General features: G+C 40.9%; 20 protein-coding genes and 1 other RNA gene. 7 read left to right on the top strand and 14 right to left on the bottom strand.

Going from position 1 to position 25,478, the window contains the following annotated elements; translation table 11 throughout:
• Window positions 1-46: 46 nt before the first annotated feature.
• Window positions 47-1,081, top strand: coding sequence for a LacI family DNA-binding transcriptional regulator (locus ACXAC4_RS06310; RefSeq protein ID WP_475159869.1), 1,035 nt, complete (start codon window positions 47-49; stop codon window positions 1,079-1,081).
• Window positions 1,082-1,135: 54 nt separating this feature from the next.
• Here ACXAC4_RS06310 and ACXAC4_RS06305 read toward each other — a convergent pair whose 3' ends face one another.
• Both ACXAC4_RS06305 and ACXAC4_RS06300 read right to left on the bottom strand, forming a co-directional pair.
• A complete protein-coding gene (locus tag ACXAC4_RS06305; RefSeq protein WP_475159867.1) occupies window positions 1,136-2,350 on the bottom strand; it encodes a pyridoxal phosphate-dependent aminotransferase in 1,215 nt (404 codons plus the stop codon).
• An 81-nt stretch (window positions 2,351-2,431) separates the two neighbouring features.
• A complete protein-coding gene (locus tag ACXAC4_RS06300; protein WP_390445784.1) occupies window positions 2,432-2,779 on the bottom strand; it encodes an Hpt domain-containing protein in 348 nt (115 codons plus the stop codon).
• A gap of 100 nt (window positions 2,780-2,879) precedes the next feature.
• Here ACXAC4_RS06300 and ACXAC4_RS06295 point away from each other — a divergent pair, with 100 nt between their 5' ends.
• Window positions 2,880-3,491: a tRNA-uridine aminocarboxypropyltransferase gene (locus ACXAC4_RS06295; RefSeq protein ID WP_475159865.1), complete on the top strand. Its 612-nt coding sequence runs from the start codon at window positions 2,880-2,882 to the stop codon at window positions 3,489-3,491.
• A gap of 2 nt (window positions 3,492-3,493) precedes the next feature.
• The gene (locus tag ACXAC4_RS06290; RefSeq protein WP_475159862.1) at window positions 3,494-4,270 is read left to right on the top strand and encodes a CLCA_X family protein; all 777 of its coding nucleotides are present in this window, start codon (window positions 3,494-3,496) and stop codon (window positions 4,268-4,270) included.
• Here the strand turns inward: ACXAC4_RS06290 and ACXAC4_RS06285 are convergent.
• From ACXAC4_RS06285 to apbC, 3 genes are all read right to left on the bottom strand, one after another.
• Window positions 4,239-6,707, bottom strand: coding sequence for an EAL domain-containing protein (locus ACXAC4_RS06285; protein ID WP_475159860.1), 2,469 nt, complete (start codon window positions 6,705-6,707; stop codon window positions 4,239-4,241). The two genes, ACXAC4_RS06290 and ACXAC4_RS06285, sit on opposite strands and share 32 nt — an antisense overlap.
• Before the next feature lie 104 nt (window positions 6,708-6,811).
• Complete coding sequence (dcd, locus tag ACXAC4_RS06280) at window positions 6,812-7,405, bottom strand: dCTP deaminase (protein WP_138482842.1); 594 nt, start codon at window positions 7,403-7,405, stop codon at window positions 6,812-6,814.
• A gap of 3 nt (window positions 7,406-7,408) precedes the next feature.
• Complete coding sequence (apbC, locus tag ACXAC4_RS06275) at window positions 7,409-8,482, bottom strand: iron-sulfur cluster carrier protein ApbC (protein WP_475164066.1); 1,074 nt, start codon at window positions 8,480-8,482, stop codon at window positions 7,409-7,411.
• A gap of 170 nt (window positions 8,483-8,652) precedes the next feature.
• Between apbC and metG the strand changes: the two genes are divergently transcribed.
• Entirely contained in the window at window positions 8,653-10,680 is a 2,028-nt protein-coding gene (gene metG, locus ACXAC4_RS06270) for a methionine--tRNA ligase (RefSeq protein ID WP_475159859.1), read from the top strand.
• 296 nt (window positions 10,681-10,976) lie between these two features.
• On the opposite strand, the gene fabB is transcribed toward metG, so the two are convergent.
• Window positions 10,977-12,191, bottom strand: coding sequence for a beta-ketoacyl-ACP synthase I (fabB, locus tag ACXAC4_RS06265; protein WP_058029499.1), 1,215 nt, complete (start codon window positions 12,189-12,191; stop codon window positions 10,977-10,979).
• A 178-nt stretch (window positions 12,192-12,369) separates the two neighbouring features.
• On the opposite strand from fabB, the gene mnmC reads away from it, so the two are divergent.
• Entirely contained in the window at window positions 12,370-14,349 is a 1,980-nt protein-coding gene (gene mnmC, locus ACXAC4_RS06260) for a bifunctional tRNA (5-methylaminomethyl-2-thiouridine)(34)-methyltransferase MnmC2/FAD-dependent 5-carboxymethylaminomethyl-2-thiouridine(34) oxidoreductase MnmC1 (RefSeq protein WP_475159857.1), read from the top strand.
• 54 nt (window positions 14,350-14,403) lie between these two features.
• Here mnmC and ACXAC4_RS06255 read toward each other — a convergent pair whose 3' ends face one another.
• Window positions 14,404-15,246 (bottom strand): flagellar protein MotY, encoded by an 843-nt coding sequence (locus tag ACXAC4_RS06255; protein ID WP_475164061.1) that lies wholly within the window; start codon window positions 15,244-15,246, stop codon window positions 14,404-14,406.
• A 209-nt stretch (window positions 15,247-15,455) separates the two neighbouring features.
• On the opposite strand from ACXAC4_RS06255, the gene rnt reads away from it, so the two are divergent.
• Entirely contained in the window at window positions 15,456-16,112 is a 657-nt protein-coding gene (gene rnt, locus ACXAC4_RS06250; RefSeq protein WP_138482832.1) for a ribonuclease T, read from the top strand.
• A gap of 278 nt (window positions 16,113-16,390) precedes the next feature.
• Here the strand turns inward: rnt and gap are convergent, their stop codons facing one another.
• From gap to ACXAC4_RS06225, 5 genes are all read right to left on the bottom strand, one after another.
• A complete protein-coding gene (gene gap, locus ACXAC4_RS06245) occupies window positions 16,391-17,398 on the bottom strand; it encodes a type I glyceraldehyde-3-phosphate dehydrogenase (RefSeq protein WP_138482830.1) in 1,008 nt (335 codons plus the stop codon).
• A gap of 14 nt (window positions 17,399-17,412) precedes the next feature.
• Window positions 17,413-18,033 (bottom strand): bifunctional 4-hydroxy-2-oxoglutarate aldolase/2-dehydro-3-deoxy-phosphogluconate aldolase, encoded by a 621-nt coding sequence (locus tag ACXAC4_RS06240; RefSeq protein ID WP_138559641.1) that lies wholly within the window; start codon window positions 18,031-18,033, stop codon window positions 17,413-17,415.
• Between the two features lie 23 nt (window positions 18,034-18,056).
• A complete protein-coding gene (gene edd / locus ACXAC4_RS06235; protein ID WP_475159854.1) occupies window positions 18,057-19,910 on the bottom strand; it encodes a phosphogluconate dehydratase in 1,854 nt (617 codons plus the stop codon).
• A gap of 394 nt (window positions 19,911-20,304) precedes the next feature.
• Window positions 20,305-21,936, bottom strand: coding sequence for a DUF342 domain-containing protein (locus ACXAC4_RS06230; RefSeq protein ID WP_475159853.1), 1,632 nt, complete (start codon window positions 21,934-21,936; stop codon window positions 20,305-20,307).
• 405 nt (window positions 21,937-22,341) lie between these two features.
• Window positions 22,342-23,832 (bottom strand): DUF3360 family protein, encoded by a 1,491-nt coding sequence (locus ACXAC4_RS06225; protein ID WP_475159852.1) that lies wholly within the window; start codon window positions 23,830-23,832, stop codon window positions 22,342-22,344.
• Between the two features lie 277 nt (window positions 23,833-24,109).
• Between ACXAC4_RS06225 and ssrA the strand changes: the two genes are divergently transcribed.
• Window positions 24,110-24,466: a transfer-messenger RNA gene (gene ssrA, locus ACXAC4_RS06220) on the top strand.
• Between the two features lie 124 nt (window positions 24,467-24,590).
• On the opposite strand, the gene ACXAC4_RS06215 is transcribed toward ssrA, so the two are convergent.
• Together ACXAC4_RS06215 and ACXAC4_RS06210 are read right to left on the bottom strand one after the other, a co-directional pair.
• Window positions 24,591-25,115: a hypothetical protein gene (locus ACXAC4_RS06215; RefSeq protein ID WP_475159850.1), complete on the bottom strand. Its 525-nt coding sequence runs from the start codon at window positions 25,113-25,115 to the stop codon at window positions 24,591-24,593.
• 6 nt (window positions 25,116-25,121) lie between these two features.
• Window positions 25,122-25,478, bottom strand: a complete 357-nt coding sequence (locus ACXAC4_RS06210; RefSeq protein WP_475159849.1) for a nucleotide pyrophosphohydrolase — start codon at window positions 25,476-25,478, stop codon at window positions 25,122-25,124.

Raw genomic sequence — 25,478 nt, 5'->3', positions numbered from 1 at the left:
GAAATAAGAGCCCGTTTCGCTCTCTCACGCTGAAGAATAATAAATTATGAAAGTGACTATTAATGACGTTGCCAAACTAGCTGGCGTGTCTATGAAGACCGTATCTCGCGTTATCAACAAAGAGCCTTCTGTACGTAAAAAGACTTATGATCTTGTTATGGAAGCCGTCAAAGAACTGAACTATCAACCTAATATCGCAGCGCGAAATCTGGCTGGTACTTCTTCATTCGCAGTTGCGCTTGTTTATGATAACCCGAATGCTTATTACGTGATTGATATGCAAAATGGTGTACTTTCTCGTTGTAGAGATGAAGGCTTTGAGTTGGTTATTCACCCCTGTAGCAGTACTGATGACCAAATGCAGGATGAGTTCAAAACTATGATCCAACGCTCTCGCCTTGCAGGTCTTGTGCTAACACCACCACTTTCAGAACAACAAAATATCATCGAAATGCTTGATGAAATGAATATGCCGTATGTTCGCTTACTATCAGGTCGAGAAGAACAGAATGAAGGAAGAAACAACTGCATCTTGGTGAATGACTTCGCGGCAGCATACGAAATTACAGAGCACCTTATTAAACACGGCCACAAAAATATTGCGTTTGTGTTGGGTGATAAAGAGCACAAATCTACAGCTGAACGATTAGCGGGTTACCAACAAGCACTAGCCGATAACAATATCAGTTTTAATCAATCACTCATTTTTGAAGGCCACTACTCTTTCGAGTCGGGTGTCAACGGTGCAAAACACCTTTTGGCTGATAACAACAAGCTTGGTGTAACCGCTATTTTAGGCGGTAACGATGAGGTTGCCGCGGGGGCATTATTTGCAGCTCGCTTGATGAACATTGAAATTCCAGCACAACTGTCTATTTCTGGGTTCGAAGATTCCCCCTTCTCTCGTCAGACTTGGCCAAAACTGACCACCGCTCACCAGGCCAATAACGTGATCTCAGAACATGCGGCACGTTTACTATTTAGTAAAGCTCGCAGCAGCCGTAAGCAAGAAAAAGACATCATTACAAACTTTACACCGTCTATTGTGGTTCGGGAAAGCACAGGTCCTGCGCCTGTGTAAAAGATATAAACATAAAAAAGCGCCTGATGGCGCTTTTTTTATGTATTGAGCTTTTTACTGCTTGTAACTTGCGAAAAATCGCTGCATTTTGTCCATTGCCGGAACCAACTCATCTTTATGAGGTAGGAAAACCAACCTAAAATGATCAGGCTTGTACCAATTAAAAGCTCGGCCATGTACGAGTAATATTTTTTCTTGCTTTAATAAGTCCAGCATCATTTTTTCATCGTTAGTGACGTTAAATTTTTCTACATCAATTTTCGCAAACGCGTAAAGCGCCCCTTTAGGTTTCACACAGCTGATCCCATCAATGGCATTTAGTCCTTCGTAGGCTATGTTTCTTTGCTCGTATAGACGGCCACCGGGCTCAATTAAGTTATCGATAGATTGTACCCCACCTAGGGCTTGTTGAATGGCAAACTGCGCTGGTACGTTAGCACATAAACGCATAGAGGCCAGTATATCTAAACCGGTAATAAGATCGCTCATCGCCTCTATATTACCGCTTAGGATCATCCAGCCCATTCTTAAACCTGCTGCACGGTAAGTTTTCGCCAACCCATTGAAAGTAATAACAGGCAGGTCGTCACATAATGCAGCAATAGAGCAGTGCTCTACTCCATCGTAAAGTATTTTTTCGTAAATCTCATCGCTTAAAATAAGCAGATTATGCTCACGGGCAACCTTAACCAACTCTTCTAATAGTGCTTTGTCGTAAACCGCCCCTGTCGGGTTATTTGGGTTAATTAACACCAGCGCTTTAGTTTTATCTGTGATCTTAGCGCGAATATCAGCTATATCCGGAAACCAATCTTGCTCTTCATCACACATATAATGCACAGGCTTACCACCCGATAATTTCACTGATGCTGTCCAAAGCGGATAATCAGGTGCAGGAATAAGTACTTCGTCTCCCGAATTTAACAGCGCTTGTGTAGTCATCTGAATAAGCTCGCTCACCCCATTACCAATGTAAATGTTATCTACACTAATATGTGGTAATTGCTTTTGTTGATAATGTTGATAAACAGCGACTCGGGCTGAATAAAGCCCTTTTGAATCACAGTAACCTTGTGCTGAGTACAAGTTGCGAATGATATCCCTGTGCATATCTTCTGGCATATCAAAACCAAAAGCAGCAGGGTTACCTACATTTAGCTTTAAAACCTTTAAACCATCATCTTCCATCTGCTTTGCTTGTTGCAAAACAGGACCGCGAATGTCATAACAAACGCCATGTAATTTATTGCTTTTAGTAATTTTTGACATATTTCCCCCAATAGAGACAGCATAGCCTAAAGCACACGGCAAAAACTAGAGGGAAATAAGATAAATGAAATGAATTTTATTCTAGCTGCAATTTGCTTCTAGCCATTGTAATAGTTGCGATTTTGAACCAGAGACTTGAGCCGACAATCGTGCCATATTATCGTCCATATTAGCCAAGTCATCTTGAATAAGACCCTGTTCAATCGCACGCGCAAGATTACTAAGGCTAGTCGCACCAAATTGAGCCGCATTTGACTTTAAGCTATGAGCATGGCGGATGGCCTCTTGTTTATCATTGTTCAATGCCATTCTCAGTTCATTTTCGAGTCTCTCAAACTCACTACAGCAAAACACCACCGTATCAGCAAATTGCTCTCCTAGCAGAGCCTGCATCCCGGCCAGCGCATCTTCATTGATTGTTACATTCATAACTGCTCTCTTTCGTTATATCTTTCAATAATGTAGTAAAATACCTGGATGATGGCAAAAGATAATCTTCAATATGATAAAATCAGCTTAGGTTATGAGCTTGAAAACGAAAATGAAACGATCAAACTGTACAAAATGTCATTATCCTGTAGCAACGTGTGTCTGCGAGTACGTCTCTAAAAAAGTAAAGAACCGCACCAAAATTATTATCCTGCAGCACCCTGACGAAGTAAACTTGGCTAAAAATACCGTTCGCCTTTTACAACTACAATTAAGCGATATTCAAGTTGTTGTCGGAGAATCCGAAAGTAACTTCGCATCAGTACTCATGGGTTTGCCTAAAGAAAGCACTGCTCTTTTATATCCGGGCAAAGATACTATTGATGTAAATAATTGCTCAGCACTTGTTCCACAGCTCACGCATTTGGTAGTTATTGATGGGACTTGGAAGAAAACCAATAAAATTTTTGCTTTAAACCCTTGGCTGCGGTCATTACAAAAAATCAGCTTTTCAACTATACCTGAAAACCAATATCGTATCCGTAAAGCCGAACAAAACTATAGTCTCTCGACCTTAGAAGCCGTCGGGCACTTCATAAATATTGTTGACGGCTGTGATAATAAACCTCTACTGAATCTGCTAAATGGCATGATTAAACAACAAACCAAGTTTATGCCCGAACATGTTAAAGCAAGGTACTTTGAAGATTAACTATGGCTAGGCTAACGAGTGACTTTTATAGACAAGGACCAGATTATAGATTTGGTGACCAAATTTTATTTGAAGATATTAAACGTACCTTTGGCTTTAAAACTATCACGGTCGGCGCTTGGGTCACCAAAGAAGAGCGCTTTATCGCTGCTAATTTAATTTACGACAGTCTCGCTGATTTAACACAAATATTGAATATTCCCCCTGAGGTCATAGGTTTAAGAAAAACGTTAAGTTTAAGTTTTGGCTCAGGTGGACAAAAAGGTGTGCAAGCTCATTATGACAGCAATGGGAAAATACTCGCTTTAGCTAAAAACGCTGGCGCAGGGGCGTTAGCCCATGAATGGTGGCATGCTTTTGATCATTACATCTGTAAATTCTTATACCCAAACAGCCAATATTTTGATTTTGCCTCAGTGAAATGGCTTACTGAAGCGTCTTATCACCCTCACCCACTGAATGATGAACTCTCAAACTTTTACGAACACTGCTTTTTAGATGAAACGGGTCAGCAAGAAAGCACCTTCTTCAAAAAGTCGATTATGCTCGATAAAACCTATCAACAAAATTATTTCAGCCGTCCGCAAGAAATGACAGCCCGCGCGTTTGAATCCTGCATCGGCCATCATACTGAAATTAAAAACCACTACTTAGTGTCTGGCGTCAAAAAAAGTAAGCTCGCCCAACAAGGGGGGTTTCCCGATAAAACACTTAGAGAGCAGTTAGAAACTAGTATTTATCGTTATTTCAACGCACTAGGAGCTGCTTTACATCGATAGCTAAATTAGCTTGGCTCAACCACTGCATATAATCTTCAAACTTAATGGGTTTCGAAATAAAATAACCTTGTGCTATGTCACAGCCATAATGCATCAGCTTATTATAACTTGCTAAGTTCTCGACACCTTCTGCAACAACCATTGACCCTAGACTTCTCGCCATATCACACGTCGTCTTGCAGATTGTTTGATTTTTACTCGAAGTTTCAATATCCATGACAAATTGTTTATCTACTTTTAGTTCATCAAAACCAAGCTCGCTTAAATATGCAAGTGAAGAGTAACCCGTACCATAATCATCAATCGCAATTTTCACTCCTAAATGACGATAATCCTCTATGGTTTCTTTTAGTTTACCTTTACCAGCAATCGCAACAGATTCTGTGATTTCCAAAATGATTTGCGAGGGGTCTAATGAAAGCTCGTTTAGCTGAGTAATAAGTTGCACTATTAACTCTTTTCTTGATAAGTCCTTACCAGAAATATTCAAAGAAAGCATGTGGTTTGGATATAGCTCAACAATTTCTTTCTGATAACTTAACCCCTGTGTAATAACCCACTCAGTTAAGGCATTAATTTGCCCTGAAGCTTCAGCTATGGGTATGAACTCATCGGGCGCAACAAAACCTAGATCCGGATGATGCCAGCGTAACAAACCCTCAGCACCATATACTTGGCCGGTGCAAAGCAATACTTGTGGCTGTAAGAACAGTGACAACTCATTGTTTTGTATCGCATGCTGAAGCGATGCCGATAGCTTTAATCGCCTTTCAGCCATAGCCGCTATACTCGGATCATAAATATGCCAATTGACCCCAAATGAATGGTTATCAGCCAAAGCCAATAAACTTCTTTGCACTAATAGCTCAGCATTAATTGCATGAGTCGGGTAATGTGCAACCCCTACTTTTATTTGATCCGAAAGCTGAAAGCCTTTGTGTTCAACCCCTTCTTCAAACACACCGGCAATAACGCAAACATATTGCTCTATTTGATTCAGGGAGAGGTCACCAATCAACACGAGTGCAAAAGTGCCATCAGAGAGTTTATAAATTTGATGTGATTGCTGAGCACTTTCATTTTCAAGATAAGGGTTGATTTGTGACTTAAGCTCTTTAAACAATACCCTTAAACGCTTATTTGCATACTCCACACCGAAGCTTAACTTAATTTGATCCGACATCATGGGTCGAAACGCTAAAACTGTGTGGTTCTTCTTAGTTGCAACTAAAGTATCCAAGAATTGTTGAAGTGCTTGACGATTTGCTAAGCCGGTATCTTTATCATGTAAGCTATAAAATAAAAATGAATCCTGCTTTTTCTTATCTAGTAAATAAATAGCGACGCAAATAAGAATGACATGAACAAAAACCAACACTCTGACAGGCCAAACCAAATCACTTTGAGCGATGGCCCCTGATTCAAGACCTAATCGGCCTATTTCAATGAATAATGCGGGCAACCAAGCGATAAACATCAGTTTTATCAGAGGCCGCTGACTTATAAATGCAAAATAATAAATGGTCAGCATACAAGTCATTAAAGCTGTAAAGCTTACAACTTGTGCAGCTGTTGATATTGATGATTGAAAAATTAAAACAAAACAGGCTGCCGCCAACAGAAATCGAGCTGTAGTCTGAACCACTCTGTAGGCTCTTTTGTAATGCTGCTTTAATGCAAAAAACTTAGCATTAAACATGATACAAGCAGCGGCACTAAAAAATAGCCAAGCAGCGGTCAAAGATGACACATAATCAGCAGCTAAGTCAGGGACATAAAAGTAAATGACCCCAGTGATCACACTATATTGTAATGCTATAAAGGTGAAATAGCCGCCTAAATATGCAAGGTACTTATATTTGCTCGTTGCAGCCATTAAGAACATAAATAAGCCAACAAAATAGAGTAAGCCAAGTTCAGTACCGTACCAGAACTGACGTGTTTGTTTTAAATTATCAAACTCTTCTGCAGTAGATAACTTTACACTGAGTTGTTTGTTATCTGGGTTATTAGCTTCGATATAAATAGCTACATCGCTATTTCGCGAAGTTAGCCTTATGTGAGGAAAAATCTTATTTTCAGGTGCGCTATTACTAAGACGAGAGAAAACCGATTTACTGACTAATTTTCCGGATTGAACCCAGTAGAAAGAAAGTTGACCTTTTGGTAGTGGGTCGGTGTGAAGCACCCAATGAAAACTGTCAGTATATGACATTAAATTAGGCTCTATCTTGAACCAGTGTTTTTGTCCTGAAAGGATAGATAAGGAGTCAGAACTTTGAGCTTTAAAACGAACATCGTCTTGAATGACGTCTAAAATAGAAATCTGAGAGTTGGGCACTTCTTCAAGATAGAAGACATCATATTCCTTTGCACTTGCTTTAGAAAAAGCAAGTAGCAAAATGATTGCTAAAACTCTCAAAGCCCAAACCGACATACCATCTCCTTGAATACAAGCTTGCCGCCTAAGATGTAATTATGTCGGTTTTTTTGGGATCTGCCAGATTAAAAGTGTAAATAAATTTAATCTTTTATATTGATTTAATTATTACAATTATCGTCGCTAATACGGCTAGCCACCGCACTATTCTGGCCCTTATATTTCGCATCTTTACGGGCGTTGTAAGGTTGCTCAGCAGGGCTTGTCATAGTTTCAAAACTTAACGCACCAATTTTCATTTTTGGACGTAAAGCTAATGGCAACTTGCCCGAGTTGTAAAACTCTAAAACAATGTTGCCTGACCAGCCTGGGTCAATTCTGTGAGCTGTAACATGCACCATTAACCCCAAGCGAGCTAGTGAAGAACGACCATCTAACCAACCTACTAGATCCGCAGGTAAAGTAACTGATTCATAGGTCATTGCCAGAGCAAGTTGACCCGGGTGTAAAAAGAATTGCTCATCTTCACCCAATTCAATTTCATCACTCATGATTGATTCCATTGCGTCGTTCAGTTTGTCTTTTGGACCACTTAAATCGATATATGGTGCACCGTGATCTTGGAATACACGAAACTTATTACCTAAACGCAAGTCAAGGGTGATCCCTGAGATCATGTCATCACTTGGTGAAGGCTCAATAATAATTTTTTGATCTGCAATGGCTTGTTTAATATGGGTATCAGATAATCTCATTTCTTAGTCGTCCGTCATCACAATCTCAACCTGTGAGTCTGTGCTTGATTGGTAATGCAGCATGCTTGCGATAAGTTGACTGCATGCTATGTAATGTTCTGTTGCCTTAATAGGCTGTTTTGCAATATTAAGACCTTGCTCAGAGTGCGTTCTTATCTCAATATCTAAAGGAATTTCGGTCAATAATGGTACACCATGACGGCTAGCCAAACGCTCGCCCCCTTGCTGACCAAATACATGGTTTTTGCCGCCACAATGGCCACAAATGTAGTGGCTCATATTTTCAATCAGACCCAGTATGGGCAAGTTCACTTGATTGAACATCGCGATGCCTTTTTGTGCATCGGCAAGGGCTAAATCTTGTGGTGTAGTAATAATCACCGCACCACTGGCTGGTACTTTTTGCGTCATGGTGAGCTGAATGTCACCTGTACCGGGAGGCATATCAACAAATAAATAATCCAGCTCGCCCCAGTCTGTTTCATTCAGTAATTGGTTGAGCGCTTGAGAAGCCATAGGGCCTCGCCATACTGTGGCATCTTCTGCTGGTACTAAAAAACCAATAGACTGCATTTTTATACCATCTTTGATAATTGGCTGTAGCGTTTTATTGTCTTTAGTTGTTGGTTTTTCGTCTTCTAAAGCAAACAAAGACGGAATAGACGGGCCATAAATGTCAGCATCCAAAATACCGACCTTGGCACCTTGTGCAGCCATCGCATAAGCAAGGTTTACCGCAGACGTCGACTTACCTACCCCACCTTTACCCGATGCGACTAAGACAATGTGTTTTGTTTGTTTGAATTTATTAGTTGAAGTTAATGCAATTTCAGCACTTAGCCTGATTTTTGTCTGTGTTTTCTCGAGCAGTTCAGCTTCAATGTCTAATAACGCACTTTTTGCTGCAAAGGGTAAATTAAGGTGCACCTCAAAACCGTTATTCGTTTTATCTACTTTCTCTACCCAGTCATTGGCGATACCAAAAGGAAATACCGCACTTTTATACTGAGATAATGCGGTCAAAATCGCCGTTTTTTCGGGGTTAAGTTTGCCAAACAGTTTATTGAGTCCAAACATAAAAATAAAACGTGCTCGAATGATGAAAAAGACCTCGGAATTATGTAACATTCAACCCATTAACACCAGTCAATTCAGCTAAGCTAAGGCTTTAATGTTCCTTATTTTGGCTCAAATTAGTGGTTTGTTTAATAGTTAAGCAACATCACTTAAATTTCATGGAACCGTTTATGAGCAAGAGAAAAATTCTCATCACTAGTGCTTTACCGTATGCCAATGGTCCAACTCACCTTGGTCATATGCTTGAGTACATTCAAACTGATATTTGGTCACGTTTTCAAAAGTTACGTGGTCATGAAACTTATTACGTCTGTGCTGATGACGCGCACGGCACGCCAATTATGCTCAATGCACAAAAGCAAGGCATTACACCTGAAGAAATGGTGAAAAATGTGAGTGTCGAGCGTCAACGTGACTTCGCAGACTTCAGCGTTGAGTTTGATAACTACCACAGCACACACAGTGAAGAGAACAAAGAACTAAGCGCATTGATCTACAACCGTTTGAACGATAAAGGTCATATTAAAAAGCGTACGATTTCTCAGCTATTTGACCCAGAAAAAGAAATTTTCTTACCAGACCGCTTCGTAACAGGTACTTGCCCTACGTGCGGCGCTGAGGATCAAAACGGTGACAGCTGTGATGCTTGTGGTGCAACATATAGCCCAACTGAGCTAAAAGATCCTCGCTCAGCGATGTCTGGTGCGATCCCAGTATTAAAAGATTCTGAGCACTACTTCTTTGACCTACCTGCTTTTGAAGACATGCTTAAAGAGTGGCTACACTCAGGTAGCCTGCAAGCTGAAATGGCAAACAAACTAGAAGAGTGGTTTGCTGAAGGTCTACAGCAATGGGACATCAGCCGTGACGCGCCTTACTTTGGTTTTGAAATTCCAGGTGCACCGGGTAAATACTTCTACGTATGGCTAGATGCACCAATTGGTTACATGGCTAGCTTCAAAAACCTATGTGACAAATCAGGCTTAGATTTTGATGCATTCTGGGGCGAAGGTTCTGATGCAGAGCTTTATCATTTCATCGGTAAAGACATCATTTACTTCCACAGTCTGTTCTGGCCTGCAATGCTAGATGGAGCGAACTTCCGCAAGCCAACTAATGTATTCGCACATGGCTTTGTAACCGTAAACGGGGCAAAAATGTCTAAATCTAAAGGCACCTTCATTAAGGCGCGTACTTATTTAGACCACTTAAACCCTGAATACTTACGTTACTACTTCGCTGCTAAACTAAACAGTGGCATTACTGACTTAGATTTAAACCTAGAAGACTTCGCACAACGTGTGAACTCAGACTTGGTTGGTAAAGTTGTTAACATCGCGTCTCGTTGTGCAGGTTTCATCACTAAGAAGTTTGACGGCAAGTTAAGTGATGTGATCATGGAGCCTGAGCTATTAGCTGAGTTCCAAAATGCATCAGACACCATTGCTGAGCATTATGAAAACCGTGAATATAGCCGAGCGATCCGTGAGATCATGACCCTTGCTGACAAAGCAAACCAGTTCATCGATGCACAAGCACCTTGGGTACTGATCAAGAACGAAGACACACAAGAACAAGCTCACCAAGTATGCTCTCTTGGTTTGAACTTATTCAAAGTGCTACTGACTTACTTGAAGCCAGTACTTCCTGTAATGGCTGCAAACGTTGAGTCTTTCCTAAATACAGAATTAACTTGGGAAAGTGCGCAAACGCCATTAGTTGGCCATGAAATCAGCAAATTCAAAGCACTAATGCAACGTGTTGAAATGGATAAAGTAAATCTAATGGTTGAAGAGTCAAAAGAAAGCTTAGAAGCGGCGAATAAACCAAAGATTGACCCTAATAGCCCGCTTGCGAAAGAGCCTATCGCAGATGAAATCGAGTTTAACGATTTCGCTAAAGTTGATTTGCGTGTTGCAAAAATCGCTAAAGCTGAGCACGTTGAAGGCGCTGAAAAGCTGCTTAAACTGACGTTAGATTTAGGCGGTGAAACACGCCAAGTATTTGCCGGTATTAAGTCAGCTTACGCACCGGAAGACATCGAAGGCAAACTAACGGTTATGGTCGCTAACCTTAAACCGCGTAAGATGCGTTTCGGTATGTCAGAAGGCATGGTGCTGGCAGCTGGCCCGGGTGGAAAAGAAATTTACATTCTGAACCCAGATGAAGGCTCAGAGCCTGGCATGCGTGTCATGTAATTAACAATTACACGTCAAAAGCCCGCTATCTTGCGGGCTTTTTTGTGTTTAATACCAATCCTCAATAATACTCAATCATTTTGAGGGACTAAAACTGACGCTAACTTCGTTAAAAATTTCTTATTTAGGACAACTAAATAGCAAAATCTCTGTCTCGTTATCGACTAGTTTTCCTTGCCTCAAAATAGACCGCTTAATTAAGAGGATTGGTATAAAACTCCCAAAAACATCACGCATAAAAAAGCCCAGTCAATTAACTGGGCTGTATCCTTGGTAACACTTTATTTTCTTAAGTATTAGCCTTTATACTTTTGCATCACAAGTGTTGCGTTAGTACCGCCGAAGCCGAAGCTGTTCGACATAACCGTATTTAGCTCAACGTCACGACGCTCAGTTACGATGTCTAGACCTTGTGCTTGCTCGTCTAGCTCTTCAACGTTAATTGAAGGTGCTACGAAGTTATTTTCAAGCATAAGTAGTGAGAAGATAGCCTCGTGTACGCCTGCAGCACCCAGTGCGTGACCAGTCATTGCTTTAGTTGCGCTGATAGCAGGAGACTTTTCGCCGAATAACTCTTGAATTGCGCCAAGTTCTTTCACGTCACCTACTGGTGTAGATGTACCGTGTGTGTTTAGGTAATCGATGTCACCTTCAACGTCAGCCATTGCTTGCTTCATACAACGAACTGCGCCTTCACCAGATGGTGCAACCATGTCGTAGCCATCAGAAGTTGCGCCGTAACCTACGATTTCAGCATAGATGTGTGCGCCACGAGCAAGTGCGTGCTCTAGTTCTTCAACAACAACGATACCGCCACCACCAGAGATTACGAAGCCGTCACGGTTTGCATCGTATGTACGAGAAGCTTTTTCAGGCGTTTCATTGTACTTTGTTGAAAGCGCACCCATCGCGTCGAATTCCATTGCCAGTGTCCAGTGAAGTTCTTCACCACCACCTGCAAAGATAACGTCTTGCTTACCAAGTTGAATTTGCTCTACCGCATTACCGATACAGTGCGCTGATGTTGCACATGCAGAGCTGATTGAATAGTTAACACCTTTAATTTTGAAAGGCGTTGCAAGACACGCTGACGCTGTTGATGCCATAGTACGAGGAACCATGTAAGGACCTACGCGCTTAACACCCTTTTCACGAAGAATATCAGCCGCTTCTACTTGGTATTTAGAAGAACCACCACCTGAACCAACGATTAAGCCAGTGCGCTCGTTAGACACTTGCTCTTCAGATAGACCTGAATCTTCAATCGCTTGTGCCATTGAGATATAAGAGAATGCAGCAGCATCGCCCATGAAGCGGTGTGCTTTACGGTCTACGTGTGCTTTAACATCGATGTCGATGTTACCTGAAACATTACTACGAAGATTGTAGTCAGCGAATTCTTGATTGAAAACGATGCCACTTTTACCCGCTTTTAAAGACTCTAATACTTCGTTCTTGTCGTTGCCGATGCTCGATACAATACCGATACCTGTAATAACGGCTCTTCTCATGGGTGATTCCCTTAATTTTATTTCTAAATTCTGTGTATTCTACTTTGAATTGTGACCTCAAGTGGTCAGCTTTCCAGCTTACACACGTACTCTGAATTGTTTTTTACTAAATTTCAACGGACGAAAACAATTAAAACACGTAGAATACTGCATTAATTCGATCCTAATTGCATTAATCATGATCAAAAACGCACAAATTCACTTTAATGAATCAGGTACACCGGTTGCCGACGACTTCGATGATGTTTATTTCTCGAATGATGATGGTCTTGCTGAATCTCACTATGTTTTCTACGAAAATAACAACATTTCAGCACGTTTAACCTCACACGATCAAAAACACTTTGTAATCGCAGAAACTGGATTTGGTACAGGTCTTAATTTTTTAAATACTTGGCAGCAATGGCGTCAAATCGAAGGTAACAAAGCGAAATTACATTTTATTTCTTTTGAAAAGTTTCCAATAAAACAGTCGGAACTTGCAAAAGCGTTAGCAGCTTGGCCAAGTCTAGCATCTCTATCAGAGCAGCTTTGTAAGCACTATCCGATTGCACTAGAGGGTTGCCACCGCATTGAGTTCGACAATGCTCGTGTAGTCCTTGATTTATGGTTTGGTGATGTGCACGACACTTTACCTAAAATGAATTTCACCCAACAAGGTATTGTGGACGCTTGGTACCTAGATGGCTTTGCACCAAGTAAAAATCCAGATATGTGGACGCAACCGCTGTTTAACGCCATGGCGAATTTAAGCCGAAGCAATGCGACCTTTGCGACATTTACTGCCGCAGGTTTTGTTCGTCGAGGCTTACAAGAAGCAGGATTCGAATGTAAAAAAGTAAAAGGCTTTGGTCGCAAACGTGAGATGGTTGTTGGTCAGTTAAATACCGCTAACAGCACACACAATACCCCTGAGTTTTACAATTTAAACAAAAGGCCACTCAATAACGTTGCCATCATTGGTGGGGGCGTTGGCTCTAGCTGTTTACTATATCATTTAGCTAAGCGTGGGATTAGCGCTACTTTATTTTGCCAAGATGATGCACTTGCAAAAGGCGCCTCACATAATCGACAAGGCGCGGTTTACCCGAATCTACAATCTGAAAATAGCCCATCAAGCGAGTTCTATGCCCACAGCTATTTATATGCATTAAGGCTATACAAAGATATTGCCGCGCAAGGTTTTGAATATGACCATGATTGGTGTGGGGTTTTACTCCAAGCGGTAAATGACAGCAAAGCGCTGCAACACAAAAAGTTAGTAGAAAAAGCGGTATGGCCTGATGCACTGATTTATTCTGTGAATGAATCACAAGCCAGCGAACTAGCTGGTACTGAATTACCCTACTCTGGATTGTTCTTTCCAGAAGCTGGTTGGGTAAACCCTGCACAGTTAACCCATGCTGTATTTAACGCTGCTAATACATTGCAAAACGTGCAAACGTATTTCAATACAGATATTCAAACTTTAGAGCAAAGCAATGACGGTTGGTATTTGGTTACTGAAGACAACCGATTTGGTCCGTTCTCTGATGTATTTGTTTGCGCCGGTGAACACAGTGACAGGTTCGAGCAAACAAAAGACATCGGCTTACACGGTGTCAGAGGCCAAGTCTCACATATTAGATCTGGAGAAGTATCTGATAAATTAAAAACCGTACTGTGTCATAAAGGTTATTTTACGCCAAGTCATGATGGCCATCACTGTATGGGGGCCACCTTTGATAAGCATACCAAAAGTCGTGAATTGAAAGACGAAGACAATGTCACCAACAGAGCACAGTTAATGAAGTTTTATGAACAGAGTGACTTTGCGCAAAGCCTTGGCGAAATAACTTCTGCGAAAGCCGCGGTGAGATGCTGTTTCAATGACCACTTACCCATGCTCGGTCAAGTCCCTGAGAAATCAGATTTATGTCATGCCTATGCAAACTTAAGCAAAGGTAAGCAGTACGATTTCTCTGAAGAACAAGTACCTTATGCTGGGCTGCATATCGTTACAGGTTTTGGGGCAAGAGGCTTGTGCAGTGCGCCATTGGCAACAGAGCACTTGATTGCCAAACTATGTAATGAACCAAGCCCTTATAGTTTAAGGGTCAATGAGGCCATACACCCTAACCGCTTTATTGTCAGAGATCTTATTCGTAATAAGATTTAAGCACTAAAACAGAAAAGGCGACTTAGGTCGCCTTTTATATATTTTTATCGATAATTAAGGTTTTGCTATCTGAATAACCACTCGACGGTTTTTACCCCGACCGATGGCATTGTCATTGGGTTGTACGTGGCGTTTCTCACCAAACCCTTCTGTTCGAATTTTATCGGCTGGCACACCCATACTCGCCATATAGTCTTTTATCGCTTTAGCGCGTTTTTTCGAAAGCTCCATATTTATCCATCGACCACCATAGCTGTCGGTATAAGCCGATATAAAGATAGATTCAATATTGTCATCGTTTTTAAGATACTCGCCTATCATCTCGAGACGTTTACGAGACGATTTAGTTAAATCACTAGAGTTCTTTTTATAATTCATTACCGTAAAGGCAATGTCTTCGAAACTGTATGGCAGCAAATTATCGCGGCATTGTAAAAACGCCCAATAAGCTTGACGAAAGTTAACAGAAGAGAGTGCGACAGAGATGCGGTCTGCACTATTTTGCCAATCTTTATAATAGAAAGTTGGGTGAAAGCCTTTTTCAAGCTCAGTAAGCATCTCCCAAGAGACATCATTATTTAACTCGCCATCAAACTTTTTTAACAGCTGCATTTTACTAATATCACGTACAGGTACCCCTGCACGCCATTGCGGCGGCACCGATTGTAAACCTGCAAAGTCATAGCTTTCAGGGCGAACGACCATATCGAGATTAAAAGTTAGATCTTTATTTTTGCTGGCCACGACATTAAAAATAGCTTCACCATAATATGGGATCTCATGATGCAAAGCACAAGAAAGGCGTTTGGTCTTATTTACATCCCAATTTGAACTGTCTGCATTGGCGCTGTACTGACGCATAGCCGCATCTGCAAATCCAATGTCTGCGAATAACAGTCCTAAACCGAATAAATATGCTTTGTACTTCACAACGTTCTCCGTACTGACAAAATAATGCCGCTTTGATGATCTCAACAACTCAAAAGCAAGAAATATGCCGCCAGCCTTAACACTCAATAACTCTAAATGATTGAGACATATTTCGGGTCGCAAAAATCTATCTAAACAGTATAATACGCCCCTTAAATTCATAACATAAGTGCATTATGGCAGATCAAGAGCAAACTTTATTTTCCCAACGCTTTCGTGGTTTCTTTCCTGTAGTTATCGACGTAGAAACGGCTGGCTTTAACAAAGACACAGATGCGCTATTAGAAATCGCTGCCACAACTTTAAAAATGGATGATGAAGGCGTTCTAAGTTTAGATCAAACTCTACACTTTCATGTAAAGCCTTTCGAAGGCGCAAACATCGAGCAAGCTGCAATTGAATTTAACGGCATTGATCCGTTTTCAGAATTACGCGGTGCTGAAGATGAAGATGTTGTGATCAAAGAAATCTGTAAAATGGTGAGAAAAGCTCAAAAAGCTGCGGGTTGCTCTCGATCAGTGGTTGTTGCACATAATGCCGCGTTTGATCATGGATTTTTAAATGCAGCGATAGAACGCAATAAAATAAAGCGCACTCCTTTTCATCCGTTTGTTAGCTTTGATACAACCTCTTTGGCAGGTCTTGCATTAGGCCAAACTGTGCTTGCAAAAGCGTGCCGCACAGCCGGTATTGAATTTGATAACAGCCAAGCTCATTCAGCCCTTTATGACACCGAACGCACAGCCGAGTTATTTTGCTTTATTGTCAATAAATGGCAAGCATTGGGTGGTTGGCCGTTGCCTGAACTAGAAGAAGACGAAACAGAAGCATAGCTTCAAATTAATGAAAAATTGAAATATCTAAACTTCTCTAGTTAGTTAAACAACTTTCAGTAGACATAAAAAAACCGCTTATCGAAGCGGTTTTTTATTGTTAACTTTAACTTAATACCAAACTTAATAATAAAGTGGCCTATTTGAAGTAGAGAAAACTAGGCAATAACAAGGCAAAAATATCGATATTTAGTTGTTCTAAATGAGAAATTTTTAACGCCGTTAGTGTCAGTTTTAACTCTTCAAATTGATTAAGTATTATTAAAGCTTGGTATACTTTATAGGTATTGGCCTAATGCTTTAACCTGGTCGATCATACGGTTAGAGAAACCCCATTCGTTGTCGTACCAAGCCATAACTTTAACAAGCTTACCATCAACCTTAGTTTGCGTTGAATCAAATACTGATGACGCTGGGTTGTGGTTGAAGTCAATTGAAACTAGCGGAAGTTCGTTGTACTCAAGTACTTCAGCCATTGCACCTTCAGTTGCAGCCGCTTTAACCGCAGCATTAACTTCTTCAGCAGTTGTTTCGCGAGAAGCAATGAATGTTAAGTCGACTAAAGATACGTTAACTGTAGGAACACGAACCGCCATGCCGTCTAACTTGCCAGCAAGCTCAGGTAGCACTAAACCAACGGCTTTTGCAGCACCTGTTTTAGTTGGGATCATAGACTGAGTTGCACTACGCGCACGGTAAAGATCTGGGTGATAAACATCAGTAAGAACTTGGTCATTTGTGTAAGCGTGAATAGTTGTCATGCTACCCTGTTCGATACCAATTGCATCATTTAATGCCTTAGCAACTGGGGCAAGGCAGTTGGTTGTACAAGATGCATTTGAAATGATATTGCTTGATGCATTGATCACTTCAGAGTTCACACCATGAACAACCGTTGCATCAAGATCAGTACCTGGCGCTGAAACGATTACTTTTTTCGCGCCCGCTTCAATGTGCTTAGCTGCAGCATCACGAGACGTGAAGATGCCTGTACATTCTAATACGATATCAACATTAAGCGCTTTCCAAGGAAGGTTCGCAGGATCACGTTCTTGCGTAAGCGTGATTTCGTCATTACCAATCACTAACGTATTTTCAGCTAGCACAACTTCTTGGTTGAAACGACCATGTACTGAATCAAACTGAGTTAAGTGCGCATTCACGTTAGCAGGTGCTAGGTCGTTGATAGCGACAATTTTAATTTCTTCGTTTTGACCAGACTCGTAAAGCGCTCGTAAAACATTGCGACCGATACGGCCATAACCATTAATTGCGATATTAATCATTTTCAGTTCCTCGACTATTTTACTTCACTTGCTTGTTTCGCAAGCGCTTCGATCGCCTGCCAATCTTTGTTTGCGATAAGTTCTTTATCTAGCATCCAAGTACCGCCAACACACACGACGTTATTTAAGGCTAGGTACTTAGGTGCAGTTGCTAAGCTAATACCACCTGTTGGGCAGAATTTAACTTGTGGTAATGGACCACCAATTGACTTAAGCATTGGTGCGCCACCTGCAGCTTCTGCAGGGAAGAATTTTAAAAACTTGAAACCATGTGATGCTAAATTCATCACTTCACTTGGCGTTGCTGCACCCGGTAAGAACGGAATGTCAGTTTCTTTAGCTAGCGCTAAAAGCTCATCATTTACACCAGGACTCACCATGAAGTCAGCACCTGCTGCTACTGATGCTTCGAATGTTGCTTTATCAATCACAGTACCTGTGCCGACATAAGCTTCTGGTACTGCTTCTTTCATTAGCTTTACCGCTTCTGCCGCCACCGGTGTGCGAAGGGTAATTTCTAGTGCTTTTAGACCACCGTTATATAACGCTTTTGCTAACGGTACAGCGTCTTCTAAGTTTTCAATCACCACCACTGGTACAACTGGTGCTGATGTTAAAATGTTTTCAATACTCATCTTGTTCCTCATTCCCAATGCTTTTATTCTTCTAGTCCAAAGGCACTTGCGCCTAGGTCTGCACTGCTTACGATATTTCTGAATCCTGCGAATAACTCACGGCCTGTGCCATAAGTTGGCTCTGTATGGCTGATCACATGCTCACGCTTTGCTAACTCTTCATCTGATACATGGAGAATTAAGTCGCCATTTGGTGCGTCTAATGTGATCAAGTCACCATCATGAATTTTAGCGATGACCCCGCCTTCAACAGCTTCTGGTGCTAAGTGGATTGCTGCAGGTACTTTACCTGACGCGCCAGACATACGGCCGTCAGTCACAATCGCGACTTTGTAACCTTGGTCTTGAAGCGTTGCCATTACAGGCGTTAATTTATGAAGTTCTGGCATGCCCTTAGCTTTAGGGCCCTGCTCTTTAATCACCGCAATAAAGTCTGTGTTTAACTCACCTGCAGCGAACGCATCTTGTAATGCAGCTTGAGAGCTAAATACCTTTGCAGGCGCTGATACAGTTTGGTGTTGCTCTTGAACAGCAGATACCTTGATAACCGCTTTACCAATGTTGCCAGTTAGTAGCTGAAGGCCACCTTGCTTATTGAATGGATTGCTCACAGGGCGAAGTACTTCTTCATCTAGTGAGTTTTCAGGACAAGGCACCCACTTCACTTTGCTCGGACCTGTGTTGCTAGACATGATTAGGTTGTCATCAACATCTAAAACTGGCTCTTGGGTATAAGCATCTAGGCCTTCACCAACAATGGTTTTCACATCATTATGTAAGAAGCCACCGTCACGCAGTTCACGCATTAAGAAGCCCATGCCACCCGCTGCTTGGAAATGGTTCACATCCGCAGAACCATTTGGATAAATACGTGTTAGTAGAGGCACAACTTCAGAGAGCTCCGCCATGTCTTTCCAAGTGATTTGAACACCTGCCGCTTTCGCCATAGCAACTAAGTGAATTGCGTGGTTTGTTGAACCACCTGTTGCAAGCAAACCTACTAGGCCATTTATCACGGTTTTTTCGCTAACTACTTCACCAATTGGGTTTGCATCTTTGCTCTCGATAAGTTGCTTAAGCATTAACTCAACCGCACTGCCCGTAAGGCCATCACGTAATTCAGTGTATGGGTTAATGAAAGAACTACCAGGAAGGTGAAGACCCATGATCTCCATCAACATCTGGTTTGAGTTTGCAGTACCGTAGAAAGTACAAGTACCTGCACTGTGGTATGACCCACTCTCTGCCTCAAGTAACTCTTCACGAGATACTAAGCCTTGTGCGAACTTTTGACGTACACGTGCTTTTTCTTTATTTGGAATACCAGATTGCATTGGGCCTGCTGGTAAGAAGAAAATAGGTAAATGACCGAATGAAAGCGAACCAATTAATAGTCCCGGTACAATTTTGTCACACACACCTAAACAAAAAACACCATCGAATACATCGTGTGAAAGTGCAACGGCTGTAGACATCGCAATCACATCACGAGAAAACAGTGATAATTCCATACCGTCACGGCCTTGAGTCACACCGTCACACATAGCAGGAACGCCACCAGCAACTTGTGCGGTCGCATCATATTTTTCTGCAATTTTTTTAATTAGCGGTGGAAAATCAAGGTAAGGCACATGCGCCGAAAGCATGTCATTGTATGAATTGATAATTGCTAAGTTAGGTTGCTCATCAGCTTTAAGGCGATCTTTATCTGAGCTTGAACATGCAGCCATAACGTGAGCTAGGTTGCCACATCCTAAACCAGCGCGCACACGTGTTTGTTTTTTTGCTTCTTCGATGCGTGCTAAGTAGGCTTGGCGTGTTGCTTTGCTGCGTTCGATAACACGCTCTGTGACGGCTTGGATACGAGGATGTAACATAAAATTCTACTCTACTCAAAATTTAAGAGGATAAAAGGCTCAGTACAATTAAAGACTCCACTCTAAATGTACCGAGCATCTTTAGATTTACCCGTTCAAAGGTACGCTATCAGGTTGTCTCTCACCTCAACCTGACACCGGTGTCATATTATTGAGCCATAAAGCTGACACCGGTGTCAACACCTAACCCTCAATTTAGTCAAAGATTCATAAATGAACAAATTTCAGTTGTGTGAGAAAAAGCTGCACACTTTTTTAATGAAAAGATTACAACTAGCTACAGAAGATTGATTTATATAAAGTTTTAAAGATGAAATAATTTCGAGGAACAAAAAATGTAAAGGCTCCGAAACACAGGAGCCTTTAATTGAGAAAGGAAATTTAATTTAAAAATTTAAGACAAAAACTGCTGGGTGATCTTGCCTTCGTCTAATTTAACTAAATGAGGAGGATAAATTCGCGTAAATTGCTTTGAGTCTCTGGCTATTGTTACCTCAATGCCAGGGTGCATTAAATCATTAACTTTGACCCGACTACTCATCAACAAGCGCTTAAGTTTTTGCTGAACCAGCTTTAAGTTACGTTGATTTCGTTGGTAGTGCGCATTCAACTGCTTCTCGTTAGCCAAAAGTTTATTTAAATATGCTGTTCTTTGTGGGGTTTCCGGAGCTTTTGCCGCTTTTGCTTTGGCTTTATTCAACGCAATTGCTTTTTCAGACAAACGCTTTTCAAATAACTTAAACTCGCTTTGTTTATCTTTTAATTCATGAAAAGACTGTGCAATGGCAATATGTGTTTTGGTACCAGAAGGCGCGCCTAATTCACCTGTCTCTATACGCAGTGCGTTTAAAACCTTACCGCCAATTAACTTACCTCGAGGCGTGTCACCCTTACCTACTCGAATAAGTCTTCTAGAAGATAGATTACAATGCAATGCTTGTTTTTCAATCAACAAATCTTGTTGTGTTTCAATATGAACATATTGCGCATAGCCAATTGAAATACTCCTTTTTGCACAAACAAAGCATGAAAAATCAAGTTCTTCTGTGACTTTGCGACCTATCGCACCTTGCACAATAGTAATAGCATTTTCGCTTTGTAAGTCAGCAGACTCAACAAAGCCAAGTACGGTAATATCGCCAGTCGCTTTAACTTTCATACCATCTTTAACGTCGCCACTAATGATCACCGAACCATCAAACTCTATATGCCCTGTGCTGACATCAACATCGTTGTAGCACAATACGTCATCAACACGCATACCTCTTGGCAGCGCTACAGGAACACCTTTCGCGTCTGCTATTAATAAATTTGGATCTTTGTCTGAGATTTTAGTGCCTTCAAGTACTTCAATCGCAAAGTTTTTACCTGGTTTAGCCTCTATCACATCACCGAAAACCGAGTAACCCTGTGAACCTTCTGTTGCGGGAATACGCTTCATTAGAGGACTGCCTGGCTTAACAGTGATTATTGCGCCTAAATCGCGCATATCTACTTTGCCACCATCTTTTTCTTGAGGGCTTAAAATTCTATCTTGCGCTGTCATACATAAACGCACAAATCGTGCATCAGTTCCGTCTTTAGCACGCTGGCCATGAGCTACAATAGCACTATATTGTGAACCAGGAGGTTGTTCGAATTGCTGACCTAAACATTGTTCAAGTGCATCTCGATTTACGCCTTTCACCACACCGGCTTTTTGAAGTGCCGCTTTAGCATCATCTAGAGATACGATTTTTCCACCGCAAGCAGTAGTCACTTGCGCATTAGCCATCATGTTGGACTCATCAACTTTGATCATGATTGACGCATCAATCGCTTTAGCAACGACTAATGAATCTTTATCATAATCATCGCCCGAAGAAAATAACTTACCTATATTGGCATGTATAACTTCAAAATCAGCATAACTAGATTGCTCTAACAACTCTAAGAGCTGCGAAGCACTAGCAGGAAACCCTGACTCGACAGGGTGTGACAATAAGTACACATATCCATCACCCTCATCAAAACGAAACAATGACATAAGTCTTTCCACACTATGATTTATTATTGTTATTGACTAAAACACGACCAAGTCATTTCACCACAACCTTTAGGTATTGTTAAGTTGATTTTGAACAAACAGCTTACAAAGCTTAAAGAATTGTAAATGACTAGTTTTTGAGCGTTTAAAATCATAAACACTCTATTAAAATATTTCTATTAGTTACATTAGCTTATCGACCAGCAGAACCTGTGCTTTAAATAAAAACTAGAAAATAAGAATAAAGCATTATTTTACAGGTGTAACTAAAACAGAAACTTAAATTGTACATTACAGGCAAAATATAACGTAGTAAATACTAAAAAGATAAGCTAGCAGTTGAGTATGACAATTAATATGGGAAAGGAATAATAGGCAGAACTTATTGCGTTCTGCCTATTTAATTTATCTGAAACTTGGCATAATTGCAGGTAAACCTGGTAACAAGCCAACAAGTGCCATGACACCTGTTAACACTACAAACATAATTAAAGGTATGATCCAACGGTTCATAGAACTCAGCTCTTTACTTCGCTCCTTACAACCAATTAAACCTAAATTATCTAACAGCATAGTCAAAGACCAACCAAACGCAGGATTAACTAATGCGGACGAGAAAACAACAATGGCTGCTGACTGAGTTGTTTTACCTTCTCGCGTCATTTCCATACCCGCCTCAAGCAAAGGAATAAACACTCCAACGATTAAGGCTACACACAATACTGGCTGCCAAATGGCTAAATCCATTGGGTAACCCCAGATACTAGCAATGACACAAAACAATGCCGTTAAAATCGCACCAGCAGGAATTGGACGTTTTGCTATAGCTGCAGGCACAATGTAAGTCCCCCAAGATGAGGTGAAGTTAGCACCACCTAAAATAGAGCCGAACGTCTGGCGTATAGACGCACTCGTCATCGTATCGTCAATATTCATTTGTACTTTTTCAGTACGGGCCGGATAACTGATTTTTTGAAAAACTTGATGACCTAGGAAGTCAGGTGACCACATAGCGACAGCTAAAATGGCAAAAGGTAGTACTACAATAAAGCTTTCAAGCGTAGGTAAACCTAGCATCCAACCCGTGTTTTCACCCCACCAATACATAGGGTTCATGTTTGGTAAGCCAGGGCCAGTTTTAAACTCAAATGGCGCGCCAAGAGCAAAAGCAACACCACCGCCAAGTAAACAGCTTAATGGCACCGCCAGCCAACGCTTTTTAAAGTGCTCTAATAACGCATATAAAACGATGGTACTGAGAATAATTATGAAAGCGATATGAGACATATCAATACCTTCTGCCCAAGCAAACAACTTCTTTACTTGCGAAGTTGTGCCAATAAAACCAAGGTACAAAAGCAAACCACCACAGACTCCTCGACTGGTAAGCCCAGCCAAAACACTCCCGCCTTTACTGATTGCCAGTAATAAACCAAATGCCCCTATGAGCAAACCGAACGCCATAGGGTGACCACCCGCCGCAACCACAATAGGAATAAGAGGAATTAAAGGCCCATGGGTACCCGCTAAGTTAGCTGTTGGTAAAAAAAAGCCAGAGAACAGTAAAATAAATAGAGCGACTATCAGTAACTCATAGCGCACATTTTCCAGAATAAAACCTTCGCCTAGCCCTAACGGTGCGGCAAAGGTTGCGGCAATTGCGCCAACCATCACAATTTTACCTATGGTCCCCGCCATAGCTGGAATGGTGTCTTCTAGTTCAAATCGGTAGTCTTTAAAAGGCAGGTTAGGACGCCAGCGTTTTGGCTGCATGATTTGCAATTCATGCTCTAAATATTCGTCACGTGTTTTAAATTCAGAACTTGCACGGTGTAAATTTTGATAACTGTCTTTTTGTGCTGAGTCGTCTCGGTTATCTAAACTCTGTGTTGTCATCACATCTCCTACTTCGGATGTTAGTGTTATTTAATGCCACAAGAATAAAGCAACCAGATTTGAAAATAGCTTAGCAATAAGTCGAGTATTTCATCGTATTATTTAATGAGTTCGACTATTCCTTACTATGAATAGCTCAACTAACACACAACCCGCATAAATATCAGCCAACTCATTAATTAATGATAACTTTTAAAGTGATTAATGATTGCGAAGCAAATTTATAGACGTTAGAATGCAATCACTAAGTCACGTTGTGACTCTGAATACAAATTCAGGGGCTGATTAGGATTCGACAGGATTCATGAAGCCTGAGGTGCATGTCGAGGGGCGGTTGGCCTCGTAAAAAAGCCGCATTTAAAGTAATCGCAAACGACGATAACTACGCTCTAGCGGCATAATAGCCCGCTAGCACTCCTCCAAGAAATGCTTGTGGTTCTGGTTCTGGAGTGTCACCCTACACAAGATCGCTACAGAAACCCTGGCCGGGGTTGAAGGGCTAAAACTAAGCGGCCTCGCCTTTATTTATCGTGTTCGTCCGAGACTTAAAGGTTAACCAATAGACGATACTAAACATGTAGGACCGAAGGTCGACGCTTTCTGGACGGGGGTTCAAATCCCCCCAGCTCCACCACTTTAAAGTGTTATAAAACAACCTGTTACGAGTAAAATCGTTACAGGTTTTTTTATATCTAAAACTTACTGTCCATACCTTGACCACATTATTTTTTAAAGTGACTGAATTTGTCTACACTCTACTAGAAAAGTGTAAATGACAGGCCAGTTTTTTTAATGTGCTGTGTGTGAAAGCAGTTGTCTGATATGAGGAGTTTAGATTCAACCAACTCCTTTAATCTTTCTTTGCAAGACGTAGGATGAATCCCAACATTCCATAAACTACTAAAGTTTCTGTCTGAACTCTTAATCGAATTTACTTTATGTACGTCCCTCAACATCTTAATAACACAATCAGAATTAACTGAGCTCTGTTTTATTTCTAAACCGATTCTAAGGTCTTTTCTTGTAAATTTTTTCCTAAAAACGACATCGATAAAAACATAATCCTTACCTAGATTTGAACGCCTATCTATATATTTCTTCTGTTCTTTTTTGACATCAGCAACATTGTCATGATTTGCAAGAAAACATACAAGTTCAATCTGCAGCCAATTTTCCCAACCAGAAATACCTTCCTTTTCAAACAATAAAAACATTTCGATTATGTGTTTTAAATTGAAAAAGTCACCTAAAAGCTCTTTAACAAAATAAAAATCTGACTTCATCTAACATTACAACTCATTATATTTTCTAGATATCCCATAAGACTTTTCAATAGGATAATTTTCGCTATTCTTTTTTATTTTCAAATGTGCTGCACTTATTAAGTCAATGTCAGTTATGTCTGCAAGCCTTAATAAATATAAAAAAACATCAGAAATCTCATCTCGAAGCTGTGTTTTCTGTTTCGAGCTCAAATTGTTACTTTCCTCAAGTGTTAGCCATTGGAATATTTCGACTAACTCTCCTACTTCGCCACTTAAAGCCATCACCAAATTTTTGGGGTTATGGAACTTCTCCCAATCTCTATCTTTAGCAAAGTTCTGTAGCTTAAATTGTAACGACTTTAATTCTGTCAACTCATCCAT

Source organism: Pseudoalteromonas sp. AWM4_233, from assembly GCF_056158285.1.
Note: the sequence above shows the minus strand (reverse complement) of the source record. Positions and strands in the feature narration are given on the sequence as shown.

Bases quoted from the DNA above. Each gene is read 5' to 3' on its own strand.
- rnt (WP_138482832.1), top strand. From the start codon at position 15,456: ATGGCAGATCAAGAGCAAACTTTATTTTCCCAACGCTTTCGTGGTTTC.
- ACXAC4_RS06240 (WP_138559641.1), bottom strand. From the start codon at position 18,033: ATGAGTATTGAAAACATTTTAACATCAGCACCAGTTGTACCAGTGGTG.
- dcd (WP_138482842.1), bottom strand. From the start codon at position 7,405: ATGAGATTATCTGATACCCATATTAAACAAGCCATTGCAGATCAAAAA.
- ACXAC4_RS06215 (WP_475159850.1), bottom strand. From the start codon at position 25,115: ATGAAGTCAGATTTTTATTTTGTTAAAGAGCTTTTAGGTGACTTTTTC.
- ACXAC4_RS06305 (WP_475159867.1), bottom strand. From the start codon at position 2,350: ATGTCAAAAATTACTAAAAGCAATAAATTACATGGCGTTTGTTATGAC.
- edd (WP_475159854.1), bottom strand. From the start codon at position 19,910: ATGTTACATCCTCGTATCCAAGCCGTCACAGAGCGTGTTATCGAACGC.
- ACXAC4_RS06290 (WP_475159862.1), top strand. From the start codon at position 3,494: ATGGCTAGGCTAACGAGTGACTTTTATAGACAAGGACCAGATTATAGA.
- ACXAC4_RS06225 (WP_475159852.1), bottom strand. From the start codon at position 23,832: ATGACAACACAGAGTTTAGATAACCGAGACGACTCAGCACAAAAAGAC.
- ACXAC4_RS06285 (WP_475159860.1), bottom strand. From the start codon at position 6,707: ATGTCGGTTTGGGCTTTGAGAGTTTTAGCAATCATTTTGCTACTTGCT.
- fabB (WP_058029499.1), bottom strand. From the start codon at position 12,191: ATGAGAAGAGCCGTTATTACAGGTATCGGTATTGTATCGAGCATCGGC.
- ACXAC4_RS06300 (WP_390445784.1), bottom strand. From the start codon at position 2,779: ATGAATGTAACAATCAATGAAGATGCGCTGGCCGGGATGCAGGCTCTG.
- ACXAC4_RS06230 (WP_475159853.1), bottom strand. From the start codon at position 21,936: ATGTCATTGTTTCGTTTTGATGAGGGTGATGGATATGTGTACTTATTG.
- apbC (WP_475164066.1), bottom strand. From the start codon at position 8,482: ATGTTTGGACTCAATAAACTGTTTGGCAAACTTAACCCCGAAAAAACG.
- mnmC (WP_475159857.1), top strand. From the start codon at position 12,370: ATGATCAAAAACGCACAAATTCACTTTAATGAATCAGGTACACCGGTT.
- gap (WP_138482830.1), bottom strand. From the start codon at position 17,398: ATGATTAATATCGCAATTAATGGTTATGGCCGTATCGGTCGCAATGTT.
- metG (WP_475159859.1), top strand. From the start codon at position 8,653: ATGAGCAAGAGAAAAATTCTCATCACTAGTGCTTTACCGTATGCCAAT.
- ACXAC4_RS06210 (WP_475159849.1), bottom strand. From the start codon at position 25,478: ATGGATGAGTTGACAGAATTAAAGTCGTTACAATTTAAGCTACAGAAC.
- ACXAC4_RS06310 (WP_475159869.1), top strand. From the start codon at position 47: ATGAAAGTGACTATTAATGACGTTGCCAAACTAGCTGGCGTGTCTATG.